Annotated in this window: 3 protein-coding genes; all 3 read right to left on the bottom strand. The window is 47.5% G+C overall.

The window, feature by feature from the left end:
* Positions 1-1,756: filamentous hemagglutinin N-terminal domain-containing protein (locus WBA89_RS28900; protein WP_424411058.1), on the bottom strand; the 1,756-nt coding region annotated here is incomplete at its 3' end.
* Between the two features lie 727 nt (positions 1,757-2,483).
* Entirely contained in the window at positions 2,484-4,223 is a 1,740-nt protein-coding gene (locus WBA89_RS28895) for a DUF3352 domain-containing protein (RefSeq protein WP_424411057.1), read from the bottom strand.
* A 142-nt stretch (positions 4,224-4,365) separates the two neighbouring features.
* A partial coding sequence (locus tag WBA89_RS28890; protein ID WP_424411056.1) for a hypothetical protein occupies positions 4,366-5,281 on the bottom strand: 916 nt, incomplete at its 5' end.

Raw genomic sequence — 5,281 nt, 5'->3', positions numbered from 1 at the left:
TTGGTGCCGGAGTCGGTGCTGGAGTCGGTGCCGGAGTCGGTGCTGGAGTCGGTGCCGGAGTTGGTGCGGGCGTACCCGATACTGAAGAAGCTGTAATGTTAATTTGCGTCGGCTGTACTATCTGAGGGCCAGGGCTGAAATAACCTCCGAATGTAATAATGTTTTCCTTGTTCCCACCCCCAGTGGCAATGCTGCCAGCAGTACCGTTCAAGCTGTTGTAGTCTGGCCCGACGCCAAAAAGAGTGTTCGAGGCTTCGCCGCCGTGGCGAATCGTGATATCTCCGCCATTGGCGCTAACAGTCGCGGCGGCGGCAATGCTGCAAGCTTGCGACAAGCAGTTGCTATCGTTTGTGAAAGTGCCTGTAGCTCGGAAATAACGGCCGGCTGTAATGTCAATATTTCCTCCGGCTGTTCGCCCTTGGGTGTTGATACGGGTTACTTCGATATCGTTGCTGGCTTTGAGGGTGACTTCGCCTCCTTGTTTTTCTTCGGAGTTGGCGTCTATGAACCCTGTTTGAATGCTGCTTGAGGCGGCTGCAATACTAACGTCTCCGGCGTTGCTGTTTTTGTCGATCGAGCCTGCGTTGATATTCCCTGTTTCTACTTTTCCTGTACGGCTGGTGACGGTGATGTCGCCGCCTGCGGTGGTGTCGGAGTGCGAGTCGAGATCGAGAGTCCGAATGTCAGCGCTAGCTTCTAGGGCGATTCGGCCGCCTTGGGAACTTCTCAGGTTTCCGCTGGCTGCAATGCTGTTGGCTGCTTGAATGTCGATCGCCCTAGCGCTTGCATCCTTTACTGCAACGTCCCCCGCAGCTACTGCTAGGTTAGACGCCGTGAGTACAATTTGACCGCTGGCATTGACGCTGATGCCTGTAGCGTTCGTTTCACCGATCCCTGTCAGCAGTTCGGCCAAGGATGCGATCGGCAATGTGGAAGCTACCGCACTGGCTGTTCCAGTCCCACTCGTCCCAGATGGCACCTCAATTTCCAAACTCAACACGCTATTTTTCTGGCTGATTCGCACTAAATTTTCCCCTGAGACTGATGCGACGGTAATTTGACCGTCAGGGGCCGAAAGACTGCCGGTGCTGACAACCGTACCGCCGATCAGGGTTAGGTTCTGTCCTGACTTGACTGCTAAGTCCGCCGTGCTGATAATTGCTCCTGCTGCGGCTCCAAAAGCAAAGGAGTTAGGAGCGCCCGTCAAAGATGTATAAGTATTAGTACCCTCGGCATTAAACGAGTTAGCACCAAATCCAATAGCGCTGGCGCTGGTTGCTGTGAAAGAAGCCGGCACGTTTAAGCTGGCATTGTTGCCAAATATGATGCCGGATGGATTCATCAAAAACAAGTTTGAATTGCCGCCGATTACTTGAATTAAGCCGTTAATAATCGAGGGGCTGCCGCCGCCGATGCGCGCTAAAATGTTGCGAATGTCTGGGTTTGATATAAAGTTGGCAATTTGATTTTGCGACAACCCGAATTGTGTAAAACTGTGGAAGAGATTTTGTCGATCGCTCGATAATTCTCCGCCTTCAATGTCGAAACGAGTTTGCAGCAAAGGAGTTCCGATTTGGATTCCGGGAGTGACTGTAGTGCCGGTTCCGTCCAGCGCTGGCAAAATAATTTGAGCTTCGGCTTTTGCTTGCAAAAAGCAAAGATTTATTAAGACTATTTGCAGGGCAAGTGTCAGTTGAGTTATTTTTTTGTTAGATAGAGTTTTTGCCTGTAGTTGAATATTTTTGGCGGTTTTCATAGTTGTTTTTTATCGAAAAATATATAAATCGCAAGAATATACCCTTTCTCTAAAAAGTGAGGTATGCCCTATGCCCTATGCCCTATGCCCTATGCCCGACATTACCTCATCTTTCTGAGAAAGGCTATAACCTATTTTTTCCACAATCTAAATATAACGAACAGCGCCTAGAAGCTGTATCTTCCGCATGACATAGTTAAAAAAAAATCGGCATTCCTAGAATCACAAAAAATATTTACTTTTCTTTTATCAAAAAAACAAAAAATAGCCTGTACAATGACCTAATACCATTTTTCTAAAGATCTGCTATAGATGAATTCCGAAGCCCCCCCTTAATAAGGGGGGGTTGGGGGGGGTAATATCTAGCGCTACTTTATGAAATTGGTATAACATTAACAGTCCAGGACGCACTCGCCCGCAAATAAACCCGGTTTCTTTGCATTACTGGGGACTGCAGCGGAGGATTTTAGTCCATTAAACCCGGTTTGTGACAACCGCTGCACAAGTCCTAATTAAATTATAAAAATAATAAATAATCTTGCCTCCCGCCGTTGCTGTTTAATATCATATCCGCACTACGAACCGCACGCGCACCCAGGTTCGTATTGCGGACTTAACTCCGCTTTCGGCCAGCATAAAATTGACACTACAAACCGTGTTTGTTATGACAATCGAACCGACATGATATAAAGAGTTTTCATGGCGGATTTGTTCAATGATTTAAGAGTTAATTGGGAGAAGTTTGGACGGTGGGCGAAGGACTCGGTGCACTAGGATTCGGCGAGGGCTTTGGAGAAGGAGTGGATTGGTCGGATTTTTTGAGTCTGACAAAAGTGTCGTAGCGGGTGGTACGATCGCCAGTTACGGCCGCTGTAACGCCGATCGACCGCGTGGCATCTATCCACATTTTTTGGTCTGGAGGAAACTCCGGTAAAGCTAGGTTTTTCGGGTTAAACGCAGCCTCGGTGTCGATGAAAAAATTGCCGTTGTGGGGCTTAAGTTGCGATCGTACAGTTTTCTGAAAAATTTCGCTGCTTAAAAGCGGACTTTGCGGCGCAGGAACGATCGCCTCAACCACGGGAGCTCCTACTGTGATAAACGCAACATTATTCATCCAGCCGCGAGTTACCGCAATTCCTCCAAACGGCGATGTCCATTTAGTCGCAGCTTGGCCGCCGACTTTAATTTCCTCAACTCTAAACCCTTTCGCGCTCATCGTTTCATCAAGCTGTTTGAGGGTTTTGTCGGCGGCACCGCGGTTGTTTGTTTCCACCATAAATACAAATCCAGCAGCATATTTGTCCTTGGGATTTGGCGCCGGTGCGGGTATTAATGATAGAGAAAATTCTCCCCCCATCCAGTTCATCAAGTCTTTATCTAAATCCAAGCCCGTAGTGGATTTTAAACCCGTCCGCAAAACTTGGGGATTAATTGGGGACAGCGGGTTAGCATCCGCTCCCAATACATAGTCTTGCCACAAACGCTGCAAGTTGCCGCCGGATACCGTCATGATTGTATTGCTTGGCAGGCGATCGACCATTTTTATAGCGTTATTTTCTACTGCTATCTTTCTCGTGGAGTCTGGTTTTAGCCAAGAGATTGATTTAAATCCAATGCCTTCTGCATCCAGTGTCGCTGTGGTAGCAAATCCCTGATTTTGTTGCAGTTTTTCCAAATTTTCTGGCGAAATTTCGCGGGCTGAGTTGGCTGCTATGAAGGCTGATGCAACGGGCATATTGACGTAGAGTTGACCGAAGGCTGCTGCATCTTTTATTTGTTGGATGCCGTCTGCATAGCCGGGAGTTTTTGCGAGGGACGGTTCGCCTTTGTAGGTGTCAATTATTCTGTCTGTAGCCGTGGGATCTGTGGTGACTGCTAGATACTTTGTCCCCAGTACCGCAACTGAAAAACTGCGATCGGGTGTACCTTGAGTTTCTGTAACTTGCACCCCTTTATAATTGCGCTCAACCATTTTTCCTTGGTTGAGGGATCTGGGTTTTGCTAATAATTCTTTGGCTTTAATCGGGTTAGCAATTGGCAGGATAATTGCGACTGACTGTTGAATTGGCTGAGGCGGGGGCGCATTGGGTGCGGGCGGGGGAACTGGTATTGCTGTTTTGTTGCGGAGAAAGGCCACCATTGCTGTGTTACCTACCCACGGTTGAATGTCTTGCGCGTAGGCGTAACCGTTGGTTGTCAGGAGGCGATCGCGCAATTGGCTCAAAAACCTTTCAAACGAAGCTTTTGACTCCGGCGTACCAAACTCTCGCAGTTTATTCCACTGCGATTCATCCGTAGTTATGGATAGAGCCATCATCGCATCTTGGGGCACAACCGCTGCTCCCGCCGGTAAATCTTTGGCGGGCCCGCGAGAAATGACGAGGTAGTACGCGAGAAAGCCTAAACCGATCAGAAGTGTAGCGGCTCCGATCGCAAACAGCAGGGAAGATTTATCTTTCTTAAACATTATTCGTAAGGTTTGGGTGCTCGCAACATGATAGATGATTTCCTTGCCTAATGTAGCAAATCTTGAAACAAGAAGGAAAAACAGAAACTGTTGACTGTTGACTGTCAACATCACCTGACGGTACAACCGGAATTGATATGAATCAGTTTCTCGCCTTAAAGTCTTTAAAAATCGTTTGAAACGAGTACATCAACCGGTGGACATCGTTTGTCGCCCTCGGAAAAATCTTGAGTTCCCATTTTTTTCGAGCGGTAGTTAGCAGTTTTGCGATGGGTTGGGAGTAACTGTTAGAAATGAAATAGCTGCCGCCTTCGTAGCGAATATCTGACGCTAGTCCGATAAAACCGCCCGCTATTTCTACTTGAAGTTCTGATGTACTATGTTCAGATTTCACGGCTAAAATTACTTGCGAGTGTCGGGGTTCCCGGTTGAGCAATCGACAGATATTCGCTTCTTTTTGATACAAGATTAAAACGTTGCAGTTGTGCAGAACTCCGGCTCTACCTTGGACTTTGACTCCGAGGTGAATTTCCAGGGCTGGTTTGTCGGGAAATTCTACCACAGCATGAGTGTATGGATGTGCGGTGCCGTGGATTGTTCCGGCTGTTTTTCTAAATGTTAAATATTTCGGTGTTTCGTCGTCTAAAACGTTGTTGTAATAAACATTGCCGCCTTCATTAGCAACTGCTTTTAACAGGATGGTGAACAGGTAAGCGTCAAAAATTCTTGCTTGTTCTGCTGCTCCGTTGAAATCGGGGTCGATGGAGCTTTTTAATTTGCTTTTAATGTCGGAATTGAGGGCGTAGTTGCTAGGCTCTGAGGGCAGTTTTTCGAGCAGTTGCTTGAGGGCGATCGCCTGTTTGTGGCGGGGGGCTGTCACGCTGGAGGTAAACTCGATTGTTTGGGCTGTTTCTGCGCCTGAATTCGCAAAGAGAATTTTTGTACCCAGAGGAGAGGTTTCCGATTCTACTTTCAAGAAATAAGCTATTTCGTCTTCCATTTCGGAAGTGTTGACCGTCGCTTGCTCGACTGCATCAATTAACAGCAAAAGTTGTTCT

This window comes from Microcoleus sp. (assembly GCF_049646505.1).
GTDB lineage: Bacteria > Cyanobacteriota > Cyanobacteriia > Cyanobacteriales > Microcoleaceae > Microcoleus.
Note: the sequence above shows the minus strand (reverse complement) of the source record. Positions and strands in the feature narration are given on the sequence as shown.